This is a genomic window from Abditibacteriota bacterium (assembly GCA_017552965.1).
GTDB lineage: Bacteria > Armatimonadota > UBA5829 > UBA5829 > UBA5829 > RGIG7931.
On record JAFZNQ010000114.1, the window covers coordinates 1 to 23,170 of the forward strand.

Annotated in this window: 15 protein-coding genes; 13 read left to right on the top strand and 2 right to left on the bottom strand. The window is 58.1% G+C overall.

Going from position 1 to position 23,170, the window contains the following annotated elements; all coding sequences use genetic code 11:
• From IK083_09250 to IK083_09300, 11 genes are all read left to right on the top strand, one after another.
• Positions 1 to 490 (top strand): IS30 family transposase (locus IK083_09250; GenBank protein MBR4749737.1); only part of this gene is annotated, 490 nt, incomplete at its 5' end.
• A 755-nt stretch (positions 491 to 1,245) separates the two neighbouring features.
• Positions 1,246 to 1,986, top strand: coding sequence for a ThuA domain-containing protein (locus IK083_09255; protein ID MBR4749738.1), 741 nt, complete (start codon positions 1,246 to 1,248; stop codon positions 1,984 to 1,986).
• Between the two features lie 126 nt (positions 1,987 to 2,112).
• Positions 2,113 to 3,429, top strand: coding sequence for a glucose-6-phosphate isomerase (locus IK083_09260; protein MBR4749739.1), 1,317 nt, complete (start codon positions 2,113 to 2,115; stop codon positions 3,427 to 3,429).
• Entirely contained in the window at positions 3,429 to 4,007 is a 579-nt protein-coding gene (locus IK083_09265; GenBank protein ID MBR4749740.1) for a dephospho-CoA kinase, read from the top strand. The genes IK083_09260 and IK083_09265 overlap by 1 nt, the downstream gene beginning before the upstream one ends.
• Before the next feature lie 145 nt (positions 4,008 to 4,152).
• Positions 4,153 to 5,859, top strand: coding sequence for a hypothetical protein (locus IK083_09270; protein ID MBR4749741.1), 1,707 nt, complete (start codon positions 4,153 to 4,155; stop codon positions 5,857 to 5,859).
• Between the two features lie 72 nt (positions 5,860 to 5,931).
• Positions 5,932 to 8,382, top strand: coding sequence for a hypothetical protein (locus IK083_09275; GenBank protein MBR4749742.1), 2,451 nt, complete (start codon positions 5,932 to 5,934; stop codon positions 8,380 to 8,382).
• A 51-nt stretch (positions 8,383 to 8,433) separates the two neighbouring features.
• A complete protein-coding gene (locus IK083_09280; protein ID MBR4749743.1) occupies positions 8,434 to 10,353 on the top strand; it encodes a hypothetical protein in 1,920 nt (639 codons plus the stop codon).
• Complete coding sequence (uvrB, locus tag IK083_09285) at positions 10,353 to 12,326, top strand: excinuclease ABC subunit UvrB (protein ID MBR4749744.1); 1,974 nt, start codon at positions 10,353 to 10,355, stop codon at positions 12,324 to 12,326. The genes IK083_09280 and uvrB overlap by 1 nt, the downstream gene beginning before the upstream one ends.
• A 12-nt stretch (positions 12,327 to 12,338) precedes the next feature.
• Positions 12,339 to 13,931: a metallophosphoesterase gene (locus IK083_09290; protein MBR4749745.1), complete on the top strand. Its 1,593-nt coding sequence runs from the start codon at positions 12,339 to 12,341 to the stop codon at positions 13,929 to 13,931.
• 3 nt (positions 13,932 to 13,934) lie between these two features.
• The gene (locus IK083_09295) at positions 13,935 to 15,524 is read left to right on the top strand and encodes a metallophosphoesterase (GenBank protein ID MBR4749746.1); all 1,590 of its coding nucleotides are present in this window, start codon (positions 13,935 to 13,937) and stop codon (positions 15,522 to 15,524) included.
• Positions 15,525 to 15,527: 3 nt separating this feature from the next.
• Positions 15,528 to 17,117 carry a metallophosphoesterase gene (locus tag IK083_09300; GenBank protein MBR4749747.1) on the top strand — a complete coding sequence of 530 codons (1,590 nt, stop codon included), beginning with the start codon at positions 15,528 to 15,530 and terminating at the stop codon, positions 17,115 to 17,117.
• A 42-nt stretch (positions 17,118 to 17,159) separates the two neighbouring features.
• Here IK083_09300 and IK083_09305 read toward each other — a convergent pair whose 3' ends face one another.
• A complete protein-coding gene (locus IK083_09305; protein MBR4749748.1) occupies positions 17,160 to 17,534 on the bottom strand; it encodes a desulfoferrodoxin in 375 nt (124 codons plus the stop codon).
• A 123-nt stretch (positions 17,535 to 17,657) separates the two neighbouring features.
• Here IK083_09305 and IK083_09310 point away from each other — a divergent pair, with 123 nt between their 5' ends.
• Positions 17,658 to 19,634 (top strand): ADP-ribosylglycohydrolase family protein, encoded by a 1,977-nt coding sequence (locus IK083_09310; protein MBR4749749.1) that lies wholly within the window; start codon positions 17,658 to 17,660, stop codon positions 19,632 to 19,634.
• Between the two features lie 13 nt (positions 19,635 to 19,647).
• On the top strand, positions 19,648 to 22,611 hold the full coding sequence (locus IK083_09315; GenBank protein MBR4749750.1) for a glycoside hydrolase: 2,964 nt from the start codon (positions 19,648 to 19,650) through the stop codon (positions 22,609 to 22,611).
• 472 nt (positions 22,612 to 23,083) lie between these two features.
• Here IK083_09315 and IK083_09320 read toward each other — a convergent pair.
• Positions 23,084 to 23,170: IS3 family transposase (locus IK083_09320; protein MBR4749751.1), on the bottom strand; the 87-nt coding region annotated here is incomplete at its 5' end.

Sequence of the window (23,170 nt, forward strand, 5' to 3'; positions counted from 1 at the left end):
CTACAAGAGAGAAGTTGCCGGGCACTGGGAAGCAGACACGATTTTAAGTGGTTCGGGCAAAAGCAAGGCATGTTTTGTCACTCTTGCCGAAAGAAAGACACGCTTTTACATGGCTGCGAAGCTGCCGGACAAAAAGGCAGCTACCATTGAAAATGCAATTGTACAGATGCTATCCCAGTTCCCGCAGCAATTGGTGAAGTCCATAACTTGCGACAGGGGATCGGAGTTTGCCAGCTGGGCCAGTATAGAAAAACGGCTCAATTGTGATATCTATTTTGCCGATCCATATTGTGCCTGGCAAAAGGGATCCAATGAAAACAGCAATGGGTTGCTCAGGGAATTTTACCCTAAAGGGCGCAATCTTTCCCGTGTCGCGCCGGCTACGCTACAACGAAACCTGGCGCTTATCAACGCCAGGCCTCGTAAGGTTCTTAAATTTCGTTCTGCTCAGTTTCTGTGGGACCTCGAAATCCAAAACTGTTGCACTTAGTTTGACAAATCACTCGTCCCGGCGCAGATCCGTCGTCCGCGTTTGCGCGCTAAGGCCGCGTCATCCCGCGGGAAATGACCATGCTCTCAACCGCCGTCACCTCGGCGCGCCATATCCCCGCGTCATCTCGCCGGAAATGGCATATGTCAAACGCTCTGCATTTGGCCATTTCCGATCAGAGATCTGCGGAGGGCCCGCCAGCCCTTTCATTGCTCCGGCAAAGCCGGAGAGGGCTGGTGGGAGGGGCCGTATCGCGGGGCAGGCGAGAGGTATGGGAGAGCGTAAATGCTTCGATCGGGCGTCATCCCGGCGGAAATGGCCATATATCAAGCGCTTTAGCGCTCGGCCATTTCCGGGAAGGGATCGGGGTCCCCGGCGAAAAAGGTTTCGCCGGGGTGTAATTCGGGCGGGACCCGTTTGCCCGTTCATTGCTCTGTCGCAGACAGAGGGGCAAATGGGGAGGACCCGGTCCTCGGGGCAAGCGAATGAAGCAGACATACGCAGGTGCCACCCCGCGTCATCTCGGCGCGGCCGGCCATATGTCAGACGCCTTGGCGTCCTGCCGGCCGCGCCGAGATGACGTTGTTGTTGAACGGGACAGATCGCCCGGTCCCCTTGGCGCCATCTGCTATAAATAATAATCATTACATCAGCCCCGGGCCCGTTTTTTTCCGGCGGCGGCTCTTTTTTTGTTGCCAAATCCCCTCCGGCAGGTGTATAATAAAATAAATACATTCTTTTTGGAGAGACGTAACATGGCCATCAGAGTAACTGTGTGGAACGAATACAGACACGAAAGAAACCTGGACCATCCCATCGGCAAGCTGTATCCTCAGGGCATACACGGCTGCATAGCGGATTTTCTGAACAAGTCGGATGACATAGTGGCCCGGACCGCCACCCTGGACGAGCCGGAGCACGGCCTCACCGACGAGGTGCTGGACAACACCGACGTGCTCACCTGGTGGGGTCACATGGCCCACAGCGAGGTGTCCGACGCCATCGTGGACAAGGTGCAGAATCGGGTCCTCAATGGCATGGGCATCATACTCCTGCACTCCGCCCATTTTTCCAAGATATTCCGGCGGCTCATGGGCACCAGCTGCGGCCTTCGGTGGAGAGAGCTGCCTAACGAGCACGAAAGAGTCTGGGTCATCGACCCCTCCCATCCCATAGCCGAAGGTCTGGGCGAGAGCTTTGTGGTGCCCCACACCGAGATGTACGGCGAGCACTTTGACATCCCCAACCCGGAGGCCACGGTGTTCATATCCTGGTACAGCGGAGGCGAAGTGTTCCGCAGCGGCTGCACCTGGCACAGAGGCAAGGGCAAGGTGTTCTACTTCTCCCCCGGCCACGAATCCTGCCCCATCTACAAGCAGCCGGAGGTGCAGCAGGTGATCACCAACGCCGTCCGCTGGGCGGCTCCCGCCAAAAACAGCGTGTTCCCCATGACGGCCTCGGTCCACGCAGCCAATCCCCCCGAGCCCGTCAAATAAATATCACAAGGAAGCCCGCGCGGCTTCCTTTTTTCTGTTTTTTGACTATTTTTTTCCTGCCTACTATGAAAACGACCCGTGATTAATGTATAATATAAGTAGTATTATTAAAAATCGGGTCTCATAATGATTTTTCAAAAAGTGCCTTTGGCGCTGGATATCACGAACCTTCTTCCCTTTGTCTCTATGGAGGAGCTGTGCCGGAGAGAGCCTGCGGTGAGCTTGTGTGACAGGCAGCTGCGGGAGGGCTCCTGCCCCGGCAGCGCCTTCACCGGATGGCTGGACCCGGGGTCCATTCTCGGGCCCGGAGAGGCGGACAAAATCAGGGAAAAAGCAGAGTATTTAAGGAACAATAGCGACGTTTTGTTAGTTATAGGAATAGGAGGGTCCTATTTAGGGGCCCGAGCCGTAACAGACGCTATTCTTCCGTCCTCTGACAGAGTGGTATTCGCGGGGCAGAACATTTCGGCAGCCTACGCAGAGTCGCTCAAGGCCCGGCTGAAGGACAAAAAGGTAGCCGTCAACGTTATCTCCAAGTCGGGGACCACCACCGAGCCCGCCATAGCCCTCAGGCTGTTTGAGGACCTGGTGACGGATACGTCCCTGATGGCTGTCACCACCGACAGACGGAAAGGCGCTTTGCTGGACTACGCCAAAGCCAAAGGCATCGACACCTTTGTCGTTCCGGACGACATAGGCGGCAGATATTCGGTACTGTCGGCGGTAGGTCTTTTGCCCATAGCATACTCGGGCATAGACGTCTGCGCTCTCACCGAGGGCGCCAGGGCGGCGGCGGAAGCCTTCGGCAAGGCGCCGTTTGACAAGAACCCTGCCCTTATCTACGCTGCCGCAAGACACGCGCTGATGCTGAAGGGCTGCGATATAGAGATCATGTCCGCCTTTGAGCCCAGACTCTTCTACTTTGCCGAGTGGTGGAAACAGCTCTTCGGCGAGAGCCAGGGCAAGGACGGCTGCGGGATATTCCCCGCCAGCTGCATGTTCTCCACCGATCTGCACTCCCTGGGGCAGTATATCCAGCAAGGGCGGCGAGATCTGTTTGAGACCTTTGTCATGATAGACGGGGATGATTCCGGGCCGGAAGTCCCTTACAAGGACGACAACACAGACAATATGAACTACCTGGCGGGCAAGCGGCTCTCCTGGGTCAACAGCATGGCCTACGAGGCCACGGCCAGGGCCCACACCGACGGGGGCGTGCCAAACCTGACAGTGTATATCGCCCGGGCCGACGAAGCCTCCGTAGGGTCGCTGATATACTTTTACGAGCTGTCCTGCGCCATCTCCTGCCTGCTGACGGGGGTCAACCCCTTCGATCAGCCGGGAGTGGAGGCCTACAAGCAGTATATGTTCAGGCTGCTGGGCAAGCCGGGCTACGAGCCCATGAAGCCTGACAGGGAATCGAGGACCGTCGTCAGCCTCTGATGGTCATCGGCGTCACCGGAGGGGTGGGCAGCGGCAAATCCACCGTCTGCCGCATCCTGGAGGACCTGGGTATCCCGGTCATAGATGCCGACCGCATCGGCCACAGCGCCCTGGAGGACAGGGCCGTGACCGCAGAGCTGGTCCGGCTGTTCGGGCGGGATATCGCCCCTGACGGCAAGGTGTCGCGCAGGCTGCTGGCCGAGAGGGCTTTCAGGGATCGTGAAGCCCAGTCGGCTCTGAACGGAGCGACCCATCCCTATATTATCAAAAAAATTCAGGACGAAATTAGTCATTTCGGCCGAAAATATGATATAATAGCATTGGAACTTCCTTTGCTCTATGAGTGCAGCCTGCAGTGGCTGTGCCACAAGGTGTGGGTAGTCTACGCCTCGGAAGAGGCCAGGCTGGCCAGGCTGGAGAAGAGGGGCATGTCCCGGGAGGACGCCCTGAGGAGGATCCGGCTGCAGATGAGCCTTGAGGACAAGGCCCGAATGGCTGATTTTGTGATCGACAATTCTTTGGAGGGCTATACTCCCCGGGAGGACATAGTCCGGCAAATACAGCTTTACAGCGAGTAAAGCGCGCCGCCCCGGCGGCTCCAAGTTCTTTATTTTCTGCCCGACGCGGCATTACATAACGAAGAAATACGGAGGATTTAATTCTTTGAAGACCATTATGCGTTCAAAAATAACTCAGGTTATTTGCAAGCTTCTCACCATTGCGATGCTTGCCACCATTATTCCCGGCAACCTTACCGCCAAGCCTGCGTATGCTCAGGCCGGCGCCAGACTTGAGGATGCCATCGGCGTCAAAAAGGTAGCCGTGGTTGATTTCGTAAACGATTCCAACGCATACAACAATCTGATAGCCGAAAACGCTACCGCTCAGCTGATCAACGAGCTGGAAAAGAAGGATTTCGGATTTGAGGTCGTAGTCGAAAACCAGGACGAGATCAATGCCGCTCTTGACAAGCTCAACATCAGGACCCCTATGTCCAACCTGGACGCCGTCAGACTGTCCGAAGAGCTGGAAGTGGACGGTATTCTGGAAGGCTTCATCACCGGCATCACCGTTGACAACAAGTCCGACGTCAAGACCGCCAAGGTGGACATGACCGTCCAGTACGTTGACAAGGCCACCGGCGAAGTCACCGTAGGCGCCAACGCCTCCGGCACCTCCAGAGCCAGAGCGGGCTACGAGGGCACCGACGAGGATCTGGTGATCGAAGCTCTCGAAAGAGGCGTGTACAGCGTAGTGGAGAAGATCTGCTCCTACAAGGTCCCCACCGCTACCGTTTACATGACTGTGGGCGAGGACAACGTCATCCTGAACACCGGCGTCCGCGGCAACATCAGAAAAGGCATGAGAATGGTCGTGACCCGCGCCGAGACCACCATCGGTTACGTTGAAGTCATCAGCGCCGGCGATCTGGACTCCACTGCCAGGATCATCAAGCAGAAGATAGGCATCAAGCCCGAGGACACCTGCACCGCAGTGTATTCCGGAGCCTACACCTCGAAGAATGCTTCCAGCACCGACACTGTCACAGGCATCAGCACCGTCAACAGCGAAGCCAAGGCTGCCAAGGGCACCAAGCTGGGCAACGCCGGTATGGTCGCTCTGGGCGTGGCTGCCGCTCTGGGCATTGCCGCCCTGTTCTCTTCCGGCGGGTCTTCCTCTTCCGCTCCTTCGGCCGAAGCAGGCACCACCCCCGGTATCATCAAGGTCAAGGCCGTCAAGGGCAATATGGCCGGCAAGGTCAGCGCTCTGAACCTGTTCAGACAGGCCTCCAACGGTCCTCAGGAAGGTCCCTGGGTAATCAGCACCAGCGGCTATTCCGATATGAACGTCAACGTGTTCAACTGGGATCCCGAGAACGAAGGCACCCAGCCCGACGCCAACGTGCAGTACACCTACAGCGGTTACTGGACCACCACCGAGAACATAGTGGACGGCGACTCTTCCGAGACCAAGGAAGGCACCAGCCCTGCTTTCAAGGACATCAAGATCACCCGCTTCGCCAGAATAGTCGACCTGACCTTTGGTCCCACCGTATATTATGACGACGTGTACGACGGTACGGACTCTCCTACCTTCGTAAAGCCCACCGACTATGACATCAGCACAGTCAAGATGCTCTTCCGCGTCACCTTCTCCGCCGACAAGTCCGGCGTGGCCGACAAGGTGTTCAATCTGAACCCTATGGAGTCCTATGAAGAGGTGAGCCTGACCCAGGCCCAGTGCAGAGAGCTGGCCTCCTGGATCAAGGACAACGGCCTTGACATAGCTCAGGACAACGGCATGCCCTACACCTGCCAGTGGAAGGTGGACGTGCGCAACGAATATGACACTGCGACACAGTGGACTCTGGGAAGACCCGGCACGTTCCAGATAGTGGAATCTGCTCCCCTTCCTCCCTCTGTGCCCTAATTAACCAAGCAAATATGGGTGCCCCCCACAGGGCACCCGCCGTTATTGAATTTTTGATCGAGGACAAACAAAATGAAAAAGACATCTCTTGCTTTAATTTCATTAATAGCAATAGTCCTTGTATTGCTGTCCGGCCAGATCTTCGCCCAGGGCGTTGCGATCTCACGGTCGTATGAAGACGCCAACACCTATCGTCTGCTGGCAGGCTTTGGCATTTCCGGCACCTGTGACTGGAACAGCGAGGGTCTGACAAGGTATTACAAATCGGTGGATGAAGGCGTATCCCCCACCTGGTTCAAGGAGTGCAACGGCGACGTCACCCTCAACTCCTACGGCGTAGCCGGCAGATGGTTCGTAGCCAGAGAAAACAAGGGCTTTGTCATCAACGACACCTTCTACAAGGGCGCCGCCAGGACCGCCGGCATCACCGAAAAGAGAGCCGAGCGCAAGAACTACAACAGCCTGACTCCCATTTTCAGAAATCAGTATCTGGAATGGGCAAGCGAGAATTTTGTGTGGAAGGGCAACGGAGCCGCTGCCGGAGCCGGCAAGTTCAACACCATGAAGCTGAGAGTGGAGGACCCCGACGGCACCGAGCACTTCTACTTCATAGGCGATGAGGAGACCGGCTACTGGAAGTATTCCAGAAGCTACGGCCCCGAAGAGCTCATCAACGGCAAGGGCAAGTACGGCCCCTACTGCGAGGCTGTGTGGCACATCGAAGACTCCAACCTGGACGTGAAGATCACCACCCATTGTCTCTACGACCAGGCCCGCTTTGATTTCCAGATATCGAACCTGGGCGAGGTAGCTCCCAAGGTGGGCTTTGCCATGACCGGCACCGCCAACGTGTGGGAAGATCCTCAGAGCCACTATTTTGACAAGGGCGACCCCAGCAGCGGCTGGTATCAGACCAGAGGCCAGGCCTATTATTACATGCCCGGCGTGGGCATGGCCACCAGAGCCAAGACTCTGAACTCGAAGCAGATACCCGAGAAGATGGACATCTACGGCTATTATTATGCCAGAGGCGCAGGCAAGGATCAGTACGGCTTCCCTCTGAACGTGGACGATATGGTCAGCCATGCCACCTTTACCTTCACCGGCAATGACGCCACCAAGCCCGACTTCATCACCGTGGATGACGCCTATCATCTGTTTGGCATGGGCAACTACAACCGCGCCTGTATCGCCGGCTACTGGATGGACGGCGTGGATGCCTTCCATGACGACGGCGGCTTCCCCACTGCCGACGTGTGGCCCGAGGCAGGTCAGTCCAGAGCCGCCTACGCTCCGGATCCCACCTTCGTATTCGAAGAGTCTGAAGCCTGGCCCACCGTCTATATGGTGACCTGGAAGAGCCAGGAGATACTCCCCGGCAAGACCAGACGCATCGTCACCTACTACGGCGAAGGCGATATGGACTTTGCCACCGGTTCTCAGGTTGGCAAGAACTTCATCCGCGACAGCTTTGTCACCATGGTGGAATGCCCCACCAACATGAACTATGACGCCGACGAAGACGCCGTGACTCCTCAGGAGTTCACCGTCACCGCCAGGATAGCCAACTGCGCCTGCGAAAAGACCAACTTTGATATCAACAATATCAGCTTTACCATCGACCTGCCCGAAAAGGGCCACGAAGGCTACTGCGGCCTGCTGCTGGCAGACGGCGAGTCCGCCACCAAGAAGTGGATCGGCACCGTGAAGCAGAGAAGCTCCGCTTACGCCGAGTGGAAGGTGAGGGTAGTCGGCGACGTGTCCGGAGACATCTCCTTCAAGGTAGTCTCCAGCGGCAAATACATAGGCGAGGCCTCCTGGCAGCATCCCGATATGGACTCCGATTACTGGACCCAGACGGTCACCAGGACCATAGCCTTCCCCACCACCAAGTCCGGGACCATCACCCAGGATTGGACTCTGATGGCCAGCCCCTTCAGCGGCACTGACTACACCATCGACGACGTGTTCGGCGAAGGCAACACCGTGCTCTATTATTGGGATCCGGTCATCGGCACCGAGGACAAATATGTCCGTGAGAAGAACATGTCCAAGATCACTCCTGGACAGGGCTTCTGGATCGGCAAGGACAAGGGTATGAAATCCATCGATTTCTTCTATCCCGACGCTGCCCTGCCCAACGACATCGATCCCCGTGACACGGACTACATCAACGACAGGCACGTGACCCTGTACGCAGGCTGGAATATAGTGGGCAACCCCTACGTGTTCCCTGTTCAGTGGCTGGGCTGCAACGTCCGCAACAAGAGGACAGGCGACGTGGCCTCTATCACCGAGGCTGTGGAGACCTACAAGTGGATGGGTTCCTCCGTGTACGGCTGGAACGAAGAGAAGTGGGGCTACAACGTCCAGAACACGGTCAAGGCCCAGCTTCTGCCCAACACCGGCTACTGGGTGTATGTCTATGAGCCACTCGAGATCATATACAATCCTTCCAGCATACCCGGCACCACCGTCACCGAGGACGGAGTCAAGTATACCTTGTCCATCCCTGTTGACTGATAGCAAACCATAAGCAAAGCGGGTGTAACGCCCGCTTTGTTTTTATAATGTATGAAAAAACTCGTCTGTGTCTTTTTTCTTCTGACCCTTTCGGCCGCGGTCTTCGGACAATTCGGTTATTCCATCATCATGCGGCCCTACCCGTCCGCCATTATAGCGGACGGGCAGTCCACTACGTCCATCACCTGCGAGATATATGACAACAAGGGCAACGCCGTGTCCGACGGCGTCAGGGTGGAGTTTACCACCAGCCTGGGGACCATCACTCCCTACGCCGACACCTCTGGCGGCACCGTGTCCCCCACTCTCCACTCGGTGCCCAACGAGGGCACTGCCATAGTCACCGCCACCATCCCCATGCTGGGGGTCATATCCCGCTGCCAGGTGGACTTTCTGGCTCCGGGCACAGACATAGTCAGCGAGAACTACGTGTCCGTGGAGGGCAAAAAGTACCTGTGCTACAACGCGGACGACAGCGTCATAGAGGCAGCCTACGGCGACGTGACGGTGAAATACAAGGGCCTCACCATAGAGTGCTACGAATGCCAGATCAACACTCTCCGCAACACCATGATCCTGCGGCCCTTCATGGGCGAATACCTCACTCTGTCGCGGCAGGACAAGCAGGTGACCTCCACAGAGCTCTTTGTGAACATCTCGACCGGCGCGGCCTACGGCTACATCCGCAACGAAGAAGGCAAGCTGCGCCCCGGCTCCGTGCGTATCACGGACCTGAGGGTGGAGGAGCTGGAGGAGCTGCCCTCCGGCGTCAGCTTTGACTACGAGCCCAATCCCTCTCCGGATCTGTTCATGACTGCCAAGCTGCTCATACTGGAGCCCAGAAAGGAGCTCAAGGCCAAGTCCCCCACCCTGTACGTCAAGGGCGTCCGCACCTTCACGGTGCCCTATCTGAAGATGACCCTGGCGGGGGCCGGCGCCGGCCTCTTTGACAACTTTGTGGCCTACGGCTCCAACGGCCTCAGGATAGACCTGCCCGTATATGTGAGCCTGACTCCCACCACCTCCACCGCCGTCCGGGTCCAGAGAGACTCCTCCAATCTGTCGGGCACCCTGTCCACCGGCGATTTCTGGAAGGTGGACCTGGAGCACGAATACGGCCAGGGCACCAATTCCTCCGGCATCATGGAAGCCATGAACGTCAATCAAAAGCATGGCTGGGGCCTCCGTTTCAACAACCGCACCATATTCAGCGCAGGCAAAAAGCTGCAGAGCAGCATAGAATACCCCAATCATGAGAATCTGCTGTCGAGCGTCACCTGGTCCCAGAGCCTGCCGAAGTTTTATTACAGCGTGGGAGGCAGATACAGATATTACAAGGCCCGCCGCAACACCTATTATTTGAACTCCTACGTTCAGACCGCGTCCCGGCCCATATTCGGCTTCATGAACTACACTCTGTCCGACCAGATCTACTATGACGCGTCGTATCTGGACAACAGCCACAGATGGGGCAACAGGGCCACCGTGAACCTCTTTTCCAAATATCTGGACGCAGGCTCCGTCCAGTTCAATTTCGGCGGCTCCTACAGCTACAACTTCCAGAGGCATTTCGGCGGCGACATCACCACCGCCAACGCCGGTCTGAGGATCCCCTTCGGCAACAACAGCATACACCTGTATTACAGCTATCTCATCGAAAACGCCCTGCAGCGCTACGAGAGCAGCTATCTGTCCGGAGACGTCACTCTGTGGATACGCAACCTGGCTCTCTACTCCAGCAGCACCTACGACTTCAAGGACAGCAGCTACAACGTGTTTTCCGAGCTGGAGTGGTCGCCCCTGAAGTCCTGGGTCGTAAGAGCCCTCTTCACCTATCAGCATTACCCCGATCTCAACTGGCAGGACTACAAGATAGCCATAGGCAAGCGCTCCGGCTTTCAGGAGTTCAGGATCGCCTGGACCCACTCCAAGAGGCGCTTTGACTTTGAGATCGGGAGCATGAGCTTCTGATGCGTCAGTTTCAGCTGGTATCGGACTACCGGCCTGCCGGCAGCCAGCCGGAGGCCATAGAGTCCATAGCGGGAGGCCTGGAAAGAGGCCTCAAATATCAGAACATCCTGGGCGTCACCGGCTCCGGCAAGACCTACACCATGGCAGCCATCATAGAGAGGCTCCAGAGGCCGGCCCTGGTCATCGCCCACAACAAGACCCTGGCTGCCCAGCTATGCTCCGAGTTCAGAGAGTTCTTCCCCAACAACGCCGTGGAATACTTCGTCAGCTACTATGACTACTACATGCCCGAGAGCTACATCCCCGAGACCGACCTCTATCTGGAAAAGGATTCGTCCGTCAACGCGGAGATAGACCGGCTGCGCCACTCGGCCACTCGGGCGGTGCTGGAAAGACGGGACACCATCATAGTGGCTTCCGTCAGCTGCATCTACGGCATAGGCCCCAAGGAGACCTATCTGGCGACCAGCATCGAGCTGAAGGTGGGCGACGTCATTGACCTGGACGGCTTTATCAAGGACCTGGTGGGCATCGACTTCAAGCGCAACGACTTTGCTCTGGACAGGGGCATGTTTCGCATAAGGGGCGACATCATAGAGGTGCAGCCCATCGACTCGGACTTCATCATACGCATATTCCTCTTCGGCGACGAGGTGGAAAACATCTACATCGTCAACTTTCTCACAGGCGAGATACTGGAAAAGCGGGACGCCGTCCACATCTTCCCGGCCACCCACTTTGTCACCACCGAGGCCAACATAGACCGGGCCCTGAAGGAGATACAGGACGAGCTGGACGAACGGGTGGAATACTTCCGGTCCAGAGACATGCTGGTGGAGGCCCAACGCATCCATCAGCGCACCACCTTTGACATGGAGATGATACGGGAGCTGGGCTACTGCAGCGGCATAGAGAACTACAGCCGCATCATGGACGGCAGGGCTCCCGGCTCCACCCCTCACTGCCTGATAGAGTATTTCCCCGAGGATTTCATCATGTTCGTGGACGAGTCCCACCAGTCTATACCCCAGCTGAGGGCCATGTACAACGGGGACCGGTCCCGCAAGGTCAATCTGGTGGACTACGGCTTCCGCCTGCCCTCCGCCCTGGACAACCGCCCACTCAAGTTCGACGAGTTTGAGAAGCTGGTCCATCAGGTGGTCTGGGTGTCCGCCACTCCGGGCCCCTACGAAAAGGAGCTGACGGAAAACACCGCGGAGCTGGTGATACGCCCCACGGGCCTCCTGGACCCGGAGGTGATAGTCCGGCCCTCGGAGGGACAGATAGACGACCTGATCGGAGAGATCTCCCAGCGGGCTGCCCGGGGCGAAAGGACTCTGGTCACCACCCTCACCAAAAAGATGGCGGAGAGCCTCTCCGAATACCTGAAGGAGCTGGACATCAAGGTGCAGTATCTGCACAGCGAGATCAAGACCATCGAGCGCACCGAGATACTCCGGGACCTGCGTCTGGGGGTATATGACGTGCTGGTGGGCATCAACCTGCTCCGGGAGGGTCTGGACCTGCCGGAGGTGTCTCTGGTGGCCATACTGGACGCCGACAAGGAGGGCTTTCTCCGGTCGGAGACCAGTCTGGTGCAGACCATCGGACGTGCGGCCCGCCACGAGCGGGGCACCGTGATCATGTATGCGGACACAGTGACCGAATCCATGGAAAAGGCCATCGGCGAGACCCGGCGGCGCCGGGAGCTCCAGAAGGAATACAACCGGGTCCACGGCATCACCCCCCACACGGTCAGGAAGGACGTCAGGAACATGATAGAGGGCCTGTCCGGAGGCGGCAACGGCAACTCCCCGGAGGGCGCCCCGGAGCTGATCGACGTGGAGAATCTGGACCAATATCTGAAGCAGCTGGAACGGGATATGAAGGCGGCCGCCAAGGACCTGAACTTCGAGGAAGCCGCCGACATAAGAGACAGGATCAAGGAGATCAAGCGACTCAAATTGCTATAAAAGGAAAGGATCATGAAAAAGCTCTTTTTGGCCATAGCGCTCATCCTCACGGCCACCGGCATCCTTGCCGCCGGCCTCACCTTTGAGGCAGACCGACTGTACACCCAGGGCAAGGCCCTGGACAGAGTGCCCCACACCTACGAGGCCTGGGTCAGACTGCCCCGGGACTACGCTCCCAGAGGCGGCATCATCGCCGGCAACTACGGCATCACCTGCGCCAACAATTTTGAGATAGGCGGCCGCGGGGTCCCCAGGCTGTTTATAGACGGCGAAAAGCTGCAGACCGCCGACATACAGTTCAGCGCCCTGAACGCCGCCACCGGACTGCCCGTCCACGTGGCCATAGTGCTGGACACGGAGGCCGGCAGAGCCGACTGCTATCTGAACGGCCGGCTGGCGGAAAGCAAGGAAGAGGTGAAGATCAACAATCAGGACAAGCCTCTTGCGGGCTTTGAGCCCCGGCTGCCCACCCTGCCTCTGGTCATAGGCGGCGACAGAAGGATAGGCAACATGGTGAAGTTCGCCGGCAGCATCCTCTCCGTGGCGGAGTTCTCCACTCTGAGGACCCCGGCGGAGATCAGGCGGGACATGTACGGGCTGGACCCCGCCGACCCGGGCCTGATATTCTGCTACGACCTGAAAAAGGCGGCGGCCCGGGGCCCCATCGAAGACCTGGCCGGGAATTATCCCCTGGACTATATCGCCAATCCCTACTACATCGACGAGTCGGAGCGCTGGGTGGAGCCGGACAAGGTGGACAACTCGCAGATAGCGTATTCCATGGCCTTTCTGGGGGACACCCAGGTGGTCAACGACTCCTATCCCGAGAAGCTGCGCCTCCTCTTTGACTGGATACTGGCCCAAAAGGACGAGCTGAACATCCGCTACGTCATGGGTCTGGGAGACATCACCAACCGCAATCTGCCCCGGGAATGGGAGCTGGCCGCGGAGCAATACAACAGACTGAACGGCATTATAGACTGGGGCGTGGTCATAGGCAACCACGACGGCTCCAAAGAATATAATGCGGCCTTTGACACACCCGCCTACAGGGCCTCCTGCGCCGGCTTTTTCGAAGAGGGCAAGATAGACAACTCCTACCGCTTCCTCACCGTGGGGGACAACAAATACATCATCTTCACCATGGAATACGGCCCCCGGGACGAAGTGATGGAATGGGCCGGCAAGCTGATCGACGAGTACCCTGAATGCAAGGCCATAGTGACCACCCACTGCTACCTGTTCCGGGACGGCACCACTCTGGACGAGGGCGACGTGTGCCCTCCCACCCTGGGCGGCCGGCCCAACAACGGGGACCACATGTGGGACAAGTTCGTCCGGAAGCACAAGACCATCCAATTCGTCATCAACGGCCACGACCCCTTTGACATGGTGGTGGCGGCTCAGGAAAAGGGGGACCACGGCAATCTGGTGACCCAGATGCTCATAGACCCTCAGGGCACCGACGCCAGCCTCCACGGAGCCTGTCTGGTGTGCATCCTGGGCTTCTCGGAGGACGGCAAGCATCTGTACGTCAGATACTATTCCTGCGACAAACAGCAATACTACATGAAGAACAACCAGTACGAGCTGGACCTGGAGTAGATCATGAAAAAGCTGTTTCTGTGTGTGGCGCTGCTCCTGGCGGCTGCCTCTCTGTGGGGCTACGGCATATCCTTCCGGCCGGACGTTTATTACACCCAGAAGGAACGGCTGCCCCGCCCCGCCCACACCTATGAGGCATGGCTGAAGCTGCCCAGGGACTACCCCGGCAGAGGCGGCTCCATCGCCGGCAACTACGGCATGGCGGCAGGCCAGGTGTTCGAGGTGTATTCCTCCGGCAACCCCCGGCTCTACATAGAGGGCAAGAACAACCGGCAGGCGGACATCAAATTTCTCAATGTCCGGGCCGCCCTGGGCCGCTGGGTCCACATGACCATAGTGCTGGACGAGACGGAGCATCAGGCCCGGTGCTACCTGAACGGCCGGCTCGCGGAGACTCTGACGGAGGTGGGCATGTACACGGAGCCCCGGCCTCTCTCGGAGTTTGAGACCACGGACCCGGTGACCCCTCTGGTCATAGGCGGGGACAGAAGGATAGGCAACGGAGCCTTTTTCAAGGGCAGCGTGCTGTCCGTGGCGGAATACGCCGACGTCCGCACCCCGGAGGAGATCCGCCGGGATATGTACAACTTAGACCCCACGGATCCGGACCTGCTGTTCGCCTACGACTTCCGGCGCGCCGAGGGCCTGGAGGTCATAGAGGACCTGGCCGGACATTATCCCCTTTACCGGGAACAGAACCCCCTCTTCGTCAGGGAGGAAGACAAGTGGCTCGGGGACGTGGACCACTCGCAGATAGCCTGGTCCATAGCCTTTCTGGGAGACACTCAGGTGGTGAACGACGAGTATCCCGAGAAGTTCCATCTGCTCATGGACTGCATACTGGCGAAGAAGGACGAATACAACGTGAAATACGTCATGGGCCTGGGGGACATCACCAACCGCAACCTGCCCCGGGAGTGGGAGCTGGCGGCGGAGCAGTACAACCGCCTGAACGGCGTTATCCCCTGGGGCGTGGTCATAGGCAACCACGACGGCTCCCGGGAATACAACGCGGCCTTTGACACACCCGCCTACAGAGCCTCCTGCGACGGCTTCTACGAAGAAGACAAGATAGACAATTCCTACCGGTTCCTCACTGTGGGCAAGAACAAGTATATCATCTTCACTCTGGAATACGGCCCCCGGGACGAGGTCATGGAATGGGCGGGCCGGCTCATAGACGAGCACCCTGAATGCAAGGCCATAGTGACCACCCACAACTATCTCTACCGGGACGGCACCACCATGGATGAAAAGGACTCCTATCCCCCCACCATCTGCGGCGGCAGGCCCAACAACGGGGACCACATGTGGGAGAAGTTCGTCCGCAAGCACCGGACCATACAGCTGGTCATTTGCGGCCACGACCCCTTTGACATGGTGGTCAGCCGGCAGGAAAAGGGAGACGCCGGCAACCTGGTCACCAGCCTTCTCATAGACCCCCAGGGCACCGACGGGGCCCTGAAGGGCGCCTGCCTCATATGCTTCCTGGGCTTCTCCGAGGACGGCAAAAAGGCCTTCGTGCGGTATTATTCCGCCGACAGGGAAATGTATTATATGAAAAACAGCCAGTACGAGCTGGATATGGAGTAGATCATGAAAAAGCTGTTTCTGTGTGTGGCGCTGCTGCTGGCGGCCGCCTCTCTGTGGGCCTACGGCATATCCTTCCGGCCGGACGTTTATTACACCCAGAAGGAGGCTCCCCGGGAGGCCGCCCACACCTATGAGGCCTGGCTCAGGCTGCCCAAGGACTACCCCGGCAGAGCCGGGAGCATAGCGGGCAATTTTGATATGACCTGCCACTCGGTGATATTTGAGGTCCACGCAGCGGGGCATCCCCGGCTGTATATCATGGGCAAAAACTACAGGACCGCGGATATCAAGTTCACCGGCGTCAACGCCGCCACCGGACTGCCCGTCCATCTGGCCATAGTGCTGGACGAGACGGAGCACGAAGCCCGGTGCTACCTGAACGGCAGGCTCGCGGAGACGGTGACCGAGGCGCCTATGCCTTCGTCCGTGCGTCCTCTGTCCGAATTTGAGACCGTGGAGCCGGCCATCCCCCTGATAATAGGCGGCGACAAACGCTACGGCAACGGCGCATACTTTCACGGACAGCTGCTGTCGGTGGCGGAGTTTGCCACGGTGCGCAGCGAAAAAGAGATCCGGAGCGATATGTACTCTCTGGACCCGGGGGAGCCCGGGCTCCTGTTTTACTACGACCTGCGCAAGGCCGAAGGCAAGGACTTCATAGAGGATCTGGCGGGCAATTATCCCCTGTATCACGAGACAAATCCCAACTACACCAAGCCGGAGGACCTGTGGGTGAAGCCCGGGGATATAGACAACTCGCAGATAGCCTGGTCCATAGCCTTTTTGGGGGACACTCAGGTGGTGAATGACTCCTATCCGGAGAAGTTCCACCTGCTCATAGACGCCATACTTGAGAAAAAGGACGAATACAGGATAAAATACGTCATGGGACTGGGGGATATCACCAACCGCAACCTGCCCAGGGAATGGGAGCTGGCGGCGGAGCAGTACAACCGCCTGAACGGCATATTGCCCTGGGGCGTGGTCATAGGCAACCACGACGGCTCCAAAGAATATAATGCGGCCTTTGACACACCCGCCTACAGAGCCTCCTGCGACGGCTTTTTTGAAGAAGGCAAGATAGACAACTCCTACCGCTTCCTCACTGTGGGCAAGAACAAGTATATCATCTTCACTCTGGAATACGGCCCCCGGGACGAGGTCATGGAATGGGCCGGCCGGCTCATAGACGAGCACTCGGACTGCAAGGCCATCGTCACCACCCACTGCTATCTGTTCAGGGACGGCACCACCATGGACGACAAGGACATGTATCCCGCCGCGGGCAGGCCCAACAACGGCGACGACCTGTGGGAAAAGTATATACGCAAGCACCGGACCATACAGCTGGTGGTCTGCGGCCACGACCCCTGGGACCTGGTGATATGCAGACAGGAAAAAGGGGACGCCGGCAATCTGATCACTCAGTTTTTGATAGACCCTCAGGGCACCGACGCCAACCTGCGTGGCGCCTGTCTCATATGCTTCCTGGGCTTCAGCGAGGACGGCCAAAAGGCCTTCGTCCGATACTATTCCGCCGACCGGGGAATGTATTATATAAAGGCCAACCAGTACGAGGTGGATATGGAATAACAGCATTTCGCCCCGCCTGCTTCATAGCAGACGGGGCGAAGTTCATGTCTTCATGCATTTCCACAGGCCGTGCCGGGAGCAATACGCGTACACGTTCCGCACCTTGGTGCCGTCGGGAAAAGCGCAGCGTGGCTCCTCCCCGGGCCGGAAAAACCGGAACACGCCTCCCGAGACGGTCTCCGCATAGACCCATTCGATATAGTGGTCCTCCTCCGACGGGTGCAGCTCTATGCCCACCGTCACCTTCAGCAGGCCGTCCTCCATGCGGGCGTCCGGCAGGTGCCGGGGCACGTCGCACTTCACCGAGTTGTCCCTGAGCTTTTCCATGGGCGCGCCGCAGCAGCAGAGGGAGGCCTCCCGGGAGGCAAACACTATGTTGCCGCACACGCCGCACCTGTAAAACAACGCTTCCTTCATCACACGCTCCTCTGTTTGCATTCTTTTTTATTATACCACACCCCGGAAAAAATGCCCCGCCGTCTTTTATTTCTGCCCGATATATGTTAGTATATAAGTAATAAAGATCTCCAAGGACGTGCAATGAATAAGATAGAGCTGAGTTACGACGCCTATCTGGACAAGGTCCACGCCTGCTGGCTGGGCAAGAGTCTGGGAGGCGTCATAGGCGCCCTGTTCGAAGGGCACAAATATTTTGAGGAGCTGTCCCCCGACGGGCTGTGGCCCGCCATAGTGTATCCCAACGACGATCTGGATATACAGGTGGTCTGGCTGGAAATGCTGGAGGACCTGGGCACCGACGTGACCCACGACAGGCTGGTGGCTTACTGGCGGGACCGCTGCTGGTACAACTTCGCCGAATACGGCTCCTTTCTCTACAACGCCCAGAGAGGCATCCTGCCTCCCGACAGCGGCCGCTTCAACAACTTCTATTTTTCCGAATCCGAGGGCTGCCCCATCCGGGCAGAGATATGGGGCCTCACCGCCCCCTGCAACCCGGCTCTGGCGGCGGAGCACGCCTGGCACGACGGCACCCTGGACCATCAGCGCACCTCGGTGTATGCCGAGATGTTCTGGGCGGCGGCCAACGCCCGGGCCCTTTGCTGCAGCGATCTGGACGAAGTGGTGAACGCCGCTCTCATGGAAGTGCCCGAGGACTGCGAGATAGCGGAGATCACCCGGGACGTGCGTTATTGCGTCCGGGAGCTCTCCGGCCTGAAGGAAATGTATCTCTATCTGGTGCGCCGCTGGGGCGACAGCGATTCCTCCAAGAGCCAGATCAACTTTGCCTTTTCCCTGCTGCCCCTCTATTACGGCGGCAGCGACTTCAAAAAGGTTATGGCCTGCTGCTGCTCCCTGACCTTTGACACGGACTGCACCGCGGCCACCGCCTGCTCCCTGCTGGGGACCATGCTGGGCACGGGCGTTCTGCCGGAGGACTGGCTGGAAAAGCTGGGCAGGGACCTGACCTGCGACGTGGCAGTCAGGCACAAGGAAGCCCCTATCCTGGATTTTGCCCGGGACACCTGCGCCGTGGGCATAGAGAGCACCCTGAACAACAATACGGCAGCGCTTATCACGGGCGTCCCCGCAGACCTGTTGGCTGCGGTCCAGAAGCGTTTTGCGGAGAGAGAGCCTCTCCCGAATGTGGAGATAGTGTCCGGCAACGACCCGGAGGACGTCATCACCCCCGATGCGGAAAGGGGCTACGGCATGTCGGTATGCTTCATCAACTCCTCTCCCAGGACCCTTCGCGGCGTCATCAGAGCCGAGAGCCTGTCCCCTCACCTCAAGGTGTTTCCCGCCCTTGACCCGGATGCGGAGCTGCCTCCGGGAGGCTGCCTGGAAAAGACCTTTACCCTCACCCACGACTTTTCGGAAAACGTCATCTGGGACAAGAACCTGGTACGCTTTTCCTTTGAAGGCGACGGAGAGTCCGTGAGCCGGGAGCTGGGCGTCGCAGGCGCCCGTTGCTGGCAGGTGTACGGCCCCTACTGGGATATATACGACACCGCCGAGCATGACGAGTGCCCCTTCCGCAACGACAAGGTCTGCAATCACCCCGGGCGGCTGGGCTTCGGCCAGGCGGGCACCCATCAGTACGTGCGCCTGGACAGAGAATATCTGGACGAGCAGGCCCTTTTGGAGAAGGACCTGCCTGCAGAGTATCCCTTCGCCATCTGTCTGGCGGAGGACCTGGTCCGCAAGGAAGACATATCCTTCAACATGGGCGAGAGCTGCTATTACTTCGTGCGGGAGTTCATCACCCGGGAGCACCAGCAGACGGGCCTGATGGCAGGCGCCTCGGGGCCCTTCAAGGTGTGGATCGACGGCAAGCTCGTATTTGAAAACCCGAAGAGCATGCCCTACTGCCAGCAGGACTGGTGGATACCCTTTGAAGCGCAGCCCGACAAGGTCCACAGGATCGTGGTCAAGATCCTCCAGACCGGCAGCGACTTCAAATTCTCGCTGTCCCCCTTGCTGGACGCGCGCAAGGCGGACCATATTCACGGCATAAGCTATTTGTCCGACACCTTCGGCAACAAATACTGGAAATAATACGGAGAACACTATGGATCACTTCAAAAATCCAAAGGCCATTATGCGGCCTGCGCCTTTCTGGAGCTGGAACGACAAGCTGGACAAGGACGAATGCGTAAGACAAGTCAGAGAGATGAAAGACAAGGGCTGGGGCTCCTTCTTCATGCACTCCAGAGTGGGTCTCGTGACCCCCTATCTGGGCGAAGAGTGGATGGATATAGTCAAGGCCTGCGCCGAGACCGCCAGGGAAGAAGGCATCTACGCCTGGCTGTATGACGAAGACAAGTGGCCCAGCGGCTTTGCCGGCGGCAAGGTGCCCGCAGCCGACGAAAACTTCAGGGCCCGCAAGCTCATCATCGCCAAGAAGGGCGAGGTGCCCGAGGGCGACACGGTAATGTGCGAGTTTGACTGGCACGGCGCCTCCTGGACCATAGCCAGACACATAGAGCGGCTGGGCAACACCTGGTTCAACGGCTACTCCTACGTGGACCTCATGAACCCCGAAGCCGTCAAGGCCTTTCTGGAATGCACTCACGAGGAATACAAGAAGCACGTAGGCGAATATTTCGGCAAAGTGATACCGGGCATATTCACCGACGAGCCCTGCTACCTGTTCGGCGGCGGAGACGCGGTGCCCTGGTCGGAATATCTGCCCGACTTCTTCACCAAGATGAAGGGCTACGATATCCGGGAGCATCTGCCCAAGCTGTTCTTCAACATAGGCGACGACTTCCGCAAGATCCGCTTCGATTATTACGAGGCGGCCACCGCCCTCTTCAAGCAGAGCTTTACCAAGCAGTATTACGACTGGTGCGATAAGAACGGCATAATATTCACCGGCCACTTTATGTCCGAGGATTCCTGCTGGTACCAGACCCAGTGGTCCGGAGACGTCATGAGCCACTACGAATTCATGCACTGGCCCGGCACCGACAAGCTGGGGCGGCACCTGGAACAGGTGGTCACCGACAAGCAGTGCGCCTCCGCCGTGGACCAGCTGGGCAAGGAGAGGGCCTTCAGCGAGGTCTTCGGCTGCGTGGGCGGACAGGTCAGCTTTTTCGAGAGAAAATGGATCGCCGACTGGCAGACCCTGCTGGGCATCAGCTTTGTGAACCATCATCTGTCCCTCTACTCCATGAGAGGCGAGCGGAAGCGCGACTATCCCGCCAACCTGTTCTATCAGCAGCCCTGGTGGCAGGAAGAGAAGCTCTGCGGCGACTACTTCGGCCGCATCTGCACCTTCGCGGCGGAAGGCAAGCGCAAGGTGGATATACTCCTGATGCAGCCTCTGGCTTCCGTATGGAGCGAGTTCACTCCTCTCGACAGCAGAAGCAACTACGGTCCCGAACACGTATACGACACTCCCTTTGAACAGGCGGCCAAGCAGCTGCTGGCGGCCAAGCTGGACTATCATATAGGCAACGAAAACCTGATGAAGAACCACGCCAAGGTGGAGGGCAAGACCCTCATAGTGGGTCAGCACGCCTATCACACGGTCGTAGTGCCCGTCTGCAGCAACATCATGGAAAGCACCTACAAGCTGCTCAAAAAGTTCGCCAAGAACGGCGGCACCCTCATATTCACCGAGGGCCTGCCCGTCATGGTGGAGGGCGAGCCTGTGGAGACCAAGTTTGCCAAGTACACCATAGCCTCCTCCATCGGCGACGCCGTCAGGATAGTGGACGGCCTGTATCAGGGGAGAGCCTGCGTCATTGACAAGATCACCGGCGTCAACGCGGGCTCCGTGTGGGTCCACGAGAGAGAGTATGAGGGCAGCCTGAGATACTTCTTCATCAACACAGACAAGGGCCACCCCGTCAAGGCCAGGCTCTCCATACCCAAGGCCGAAGCCTACGCCATAGTGGATCTCTTTGACGGCACAGCCTACAAGGCCAAGCCGGACGAGTCCGGCGATATGGCGGCGCTGGACCTCACCTTCGCCCCCGCCGGCAGCATCCTGATCCTGGCAGGCAGCGAAGCCAAGGGCATCAGGGCCAAGTGCCCCGTCATCCTGGGCTGCGGCATATGCTTTGCCGACCTGGACAGAAAGACCCCCGTCAGCACCATCACGGACTTCAGAGCCAAGATACTGGGCGAGAACACCCTGGTGCTCCACGACTACAAGCTGAAGGTGGGAGACGAGGTGTACGAAGGCCCCTGCTGCCTGGCCTGGCACAATATGTTTTACAGAAAGCCCGACGGCACTCCCTTTGAAGCCAGATACACCTTCACCTCGGAGATCGCTCTGGACGCCTTTGCAGCCATCGAAGTGGCGGAGAACAACGACTCCATCCTCTTCAACGGCAAGAAGGTGAAGCCTCTCAGAAAGAAGGGCGAAGGCGGCGCCTTTGACCCCGAAAAGGGCTGGCTGGAAAAGACCTTTACCAAGGTGCCCATTTCCATCAAGCCCGGGGAAAACACCCTGGTCATCAAGGGCAAGAAGTACAACAACATCACCGGCCCCGGACACCACAAGAAGGTGGAGACCCCCATGAAGGACTACTTCCCCACCGAAGCGGAAGAGGCCTATATCTGCGGCGACTTCTCCCTCTCCAAGAAGGCGGACAACAAGTACGTCATAGCAGCCCCCTGCCGGATCAAGGGACACAACATCACCAAAGAAGGCTATCCCTTCTACGCCGGCAAGGTGAGCCTCAAGGGCAGCTTTGAGGGCGACTGCAAGGCAAAGACCATCCTCAAGCTCAATGACGCCAACAAGTCCAGCGTGCAGGTCTATATCAACGGCTCCAAGGCCGGAGAAAACCTGTGGCTGCCCGACGCCTTTGATATCTCCGCCTGGGTCAAGGACGGCAAGAACACCTTTGAGATAGTGTTTGCCACCACCCTGGTGAACCCCTTCGGCCCCAACAGGATCGCAGGGATAAAGGACAGCCTCTACATCAGCCCCGGCAGCTTCGTGCACGCCGGACAGTATATAGAGAAATACCAGCTGTTTGACTACGGCATAGAAGCCGTCAGCATCTACGAGCTGTAAACCCCATCGCTGTCAATGCCGGAAGGACGATGTCCTTCCGGCTTTATTTTGAGGAGGCGGAAAAAACATTGTGTCATCCCGGCGGAAATGGCAACAGATCAAACGCCATCGGCGTTTGGCCATTTCCGGGAAGGGATCTCGGGCGGGACCCGTTTGCCTCTTCCTTACTCCGGCAAGGCCGGAGAAGGCAAACGGGGAGGACCCGGTCCTCGGGACTGACGAGTGTAGCAGTCGAGCGTTTTCCCTTGCCCCGTTGGGCTTGGTCCATAGCCCGGGCTCGCGGTTCCATTACAGGGGATCTCTTACCGCCTCTTGCAGAGGCGCCGAGATGACGCGGGGTTGCACGCAGGCAATGGGATGACGCGGGGTATTGTTGCGTCCCTCTGTCGGAGAGCATAGCCCGGGCTCGCGGTTCTATTGATGTGACCCCAAAAAGTTGGACAAAGAAAATCCCCAAATCCCCGCGTTCTATTTAACCATTGGTTAATGCCTTTTTTCTGTATTCGCTTGGTGTCATCCCGTTAAGCTTCTGCTTGATCCTTTTGTTGTTGTAATAATC